The 3,203-nt window shown below is 68.9% G+C and carries 4 protein-coding genes; 3 read left to right on the top strand and 1 reads right to left on the bottom strand.

The annotated features are described in order from the left end of the window. A partial coding sequence (locus tag ACFT2C_RS29000; protein WP_377210567.1) for a glycosyltransferase occupies positions 1-306 on the top strand: 306 nt, incomplete at its 5' end. Between the two features lie 3 nt (positions 307-309). Here the strand turns inward: ACFT2C_RS29000 and ACFT2C_RS28995 are convergent. Beyond that, the gene (locus ACFT2C_RS28995) at positions 310-756 is read right to left on the bottom strand and encodes a MarR family winged helix-turn-helix transcriptional regulator (protein ID WP_377210566.1); all 447 of its coding nucleotides are present in this window, start codon (positions 754-756) and stop codon (positions 310-312) included. A 51-nt stretch (positions 757-807) separates the two neighbouring features. On the opposite strand from ACFT2C_RS28995, the gene ACFT2C_RS28990 reads away from it, so the two are divergent. Continuing rightward, the gene (locus tag ACFT2C_RS28990; protein WP_377210565.1) at positions 808-1,398 is read left to right on the top strand and encodes a TIGR03086 family metal-binding protein; all 591 of its coding nucleotides are present in this window, start codon (positions 808-810) and stop codon (positions 1,396-1,398) included. 263 nt (positions 1,399-1,661) lie between these two features. Beyond that, entirely contained in the window at positions 1,662-3,167 is a 1,506-nt protein-coding gene (locus ACFT2C_RS28985; protein WP_377210564.1) for an RICIN domain-containing protein, read from the top strand. The last annotated feature ends 36 nt before the right edge of the window (positions 3,168-3,203 follow it).

The following is a 3,203-nucleotide window of genomic DNA, read 5'->3' as shown; positions in this document are numbered from 1 at the left end:
TTCCCGCGGATGGCCGCGATCGTGCACCACGGCGGAGCCGGCACCACGGGCACGGCGTTCACGGCGGGGCGACCGCAGGTCGTGTGCCCGTTCGTGGCTGACCAGCCGTTCTGGGGACGCGTGACCCACGCGCGCGGCGTCGGCCCGGAGCCCCTGTCCCAGCGCAAGCTCACCGGGCCCGCGCTGGCCCACCGGATTACTGAAGCGTGCGCACCGGCGACGGCGGCCGCTGCGTCGAGGCTCGGGGATCGCGTCGTTCGGGAGCGGGGCCTGGACCGGGCAGTCGCCCTGGTCGAGCGCGCATGAGCCTCACGAGCCGGCCGAGGGGTGAGGCGCAGTTTCATCCAGAGACCCGGTCAGCGTGGTGAGCGCCCGTTCGAAGGCGGCACGATCGCCGGCTGGCACGTCACGAAGGAGATCGTCCTCCATCTCGTGGATGGCGGCCCTGCAGCGTCCGTGTACACGCCGTCCCTCGGGGGTGAGCGACACGACGCGGTTGCGGCGATCCGCGGGATCGGGCGCGCGGTTCACCAGCCCCAGCTCCTCGAGGCGGTCGAGGTTGCCGATCAGCCGCGTCTTGTCACGCCCGGCCTGGGCCGCGAGCTGCGCCTGCGTGGGTGCGTCGTTCCCGGCGAGGGCGCTGAGGACCACGTAGTCCCACATCCGCAGGCCGGCGCGCTCGAAGATCGGCTCCTCCCGGGCGATCACCACCCGGACCAGCCGGGTCAGCAGGTAGCCAAGCTCTGGTCGCTCCACCTGGTGATCCTAACCAGGGACGTATGATCTACGGGGGTGTATCGTCTACGCATGCTTACTTATTCGGAGATGCGCACCTTTCATGACGACGCCCTCGCCGACGCCGGCCGGTTCGTCGAGCGGGCCGCCCAGGGCGATCTCAGCCTCGCCACGCCGTGCGACGGCTGGGACCTCGCCGACCTGCTGTCGCACATGATCGGCCAGAACAACGGCTTCGCGGCCGCCGTCGCTGCCGGTGACGCGGAGGCGCCTGCGTACGCCGGACCGGAATTCACCGCCGCCGACGGCGTCCGCGAGTGGGCTGCGTCCGTGGCGGCCCTGCGGTCCGCGTTCGGGCAGGCCGACGCGGACCGGACCGTCCACCTGGCCGAGTTCGACGTCGATGTGCCAGCGGCGGACGCGCTCGCGATGCAGCTCCTCGACACCGTCGTCCACGCCTGGGACGTCGCGACAGCGCTCGGCGACGCCTACCGGCCGAACGAGACCGTCACCCGGCTCGTCCTCGACTACGCCCGGAAGATCGCGAGCCGTCCCGGCGGGTCGCCGGGCGTCTTCGCCGGAGCGCTCCCCGAGACCGGCACCGACCCATGGTCCGACGCGTTGCGTCTCCTGGGCCGCGACGCGCAGGTGGTCGAGGCTTGACCGCAACTGGCGCTACGCCAGCCTCTTCTCTTCGACGTGCCCAAGAGGTCTGGACGGAGATGATCTCGTGGGCGCGATCGTGGTGGCCCGACTGATCGAACACGCTGTGCGTGATCGTTTCTGTTCGTTTAAGGCCCACTCTTGACCACTTACTGTTCGAGTGGGACTCTTACGGCGTTGCTGGCCTCGGAAACGATCAGCATCGAAGCACTCCGTTAGGTCATCGACGAACACGCGCAATGAAGCGCGAGATGGGTTGAACCGTGACGACACTCCGCCCAACCTCCCCACGCGCCCGGCAACCCCGGGCCCGCCTGGCGGTCGCTCTGCTGGCCGCCCTGACCCTCCTGCCGTTCACCGCCGTCGCGGGCAGCGCTCCCGCCACTGCGGCCACCTCCCAGTTCCGCGGCATGAACTGGGCGGTCGCCGGTGACAACTTCTCGACCAGCCCGCTGGTGCTCGACGGGCTCTCATCGTCGGACAGCTACGACACCGTGAAGGCCAAGGCCAACGCGCTCTACGGCGACATGGAGTCGACGCTCGGCGTCAACACCGTCCGCCTGCCCGTCAACACCCACACGGTCGGCACGGCCTGGTGGGGTGCCTACCGCGGCACGATCGACGCGGCCACGGCCCGCGGGTGGAAGGTCATCCTCGGGTACTGGGAGGACGGCGCCGCCTCCGGCGGCAGGGTCACGAACACCGCCGCCTGGAACTCCATGTGGGACACGATCCTGTCGCAGTACGCCTCGAACAGCCTCGTCTACTTCGAGCCGATGAACGAGCCGAACGGCTACTCCTCGACCGCATGGCGCGACACGGCCGCCGCCTGGCTCAGCTCGCACAGCAACGCCCCCGCCGGCCGCGTCCTGATCGGCGGCACCGGCTCCAGCCAGGACCTGCGCGACGTCTGCAACGACTCACGCTTCAACAACACCCTGCTCTCGTTCCACACGTACACGTTCATGTACGGCGCGATGACCTACGACGCCTGGAAGTCGCACATCACGACCCGCCTGGGGAACTGCGCGTCGCGCGCCGTCGTGACCGAGTTCGGCTCCGCGATGAACAACGGCCTGAACTACAACGACAGCGGCAGCACCGACAACATGGTCCGGTACCTGCGGGCGGTCGCGCAGGTCATGCGCGACAACTCCATGGGCGGCGTGTACTGGCCGGCCGCCGGCGGCAAGCCGGGCAGCATCGGCTACGACTGGTACTCCATGTACATCAAGAGCGGCAGCGGCACAGCGCTCGACCTGACGATCCGCAACTACTCGGGCGCCAACCAGTACCGGTATGCCATGGGCGATGACGTGAACCCCAGCGGGGGTACCGGCTCCGGGTCCCGCGTCGGCACGATCGCAGCCAAGCACTCCGGCAAGTGCATGGACGTCGTCGCCGCCTCGATGTCGAACGCGGCCGAGGTCGTTCAGTACACCTGCGGCACCGGGACGAACCAGCGCATCGCGCTGAACGACCTCGGCAACGGCTACTACAACCTCGTCGCCCAGCACTCCGGCAAGTGCATCGAGGTCAACAACGCGTCCACGGCCGACGGCGCAAACATCACGCAGTACACCTGCCACGCGGGCACCAACCAGCAGTGGCAGCGCATCGGCGTGGGCAGCGACCACCAGTTCAAGAACCGGAATTCGGGCAAGTGCATCGATGTCCCGAGCGCATCCACTGCCAACGGCGCCCGCCTGAAGCAGTACACCTGCAACACCAGCAGCACCAACCAGGTCTGGACGATCACGACTTCGTGATCCGTGCCGGCGGCGGGCGAGGCCAAAGCCTCGCCC

The organism is Promicromonospora sp. NPDC057138 (assembly GCF_042670845.1).
Taxonomy (GTDB): domain Bacteria; phylum Actinomycetota; class Actinomycetes; order Actinomycetales; family Cellulomonadaceae; genus Promicromonospora.
Note: the sequence above shows the minus strand (reverse complement) of the source record. Positions and strands in the feature narration are given on the sequence as shown.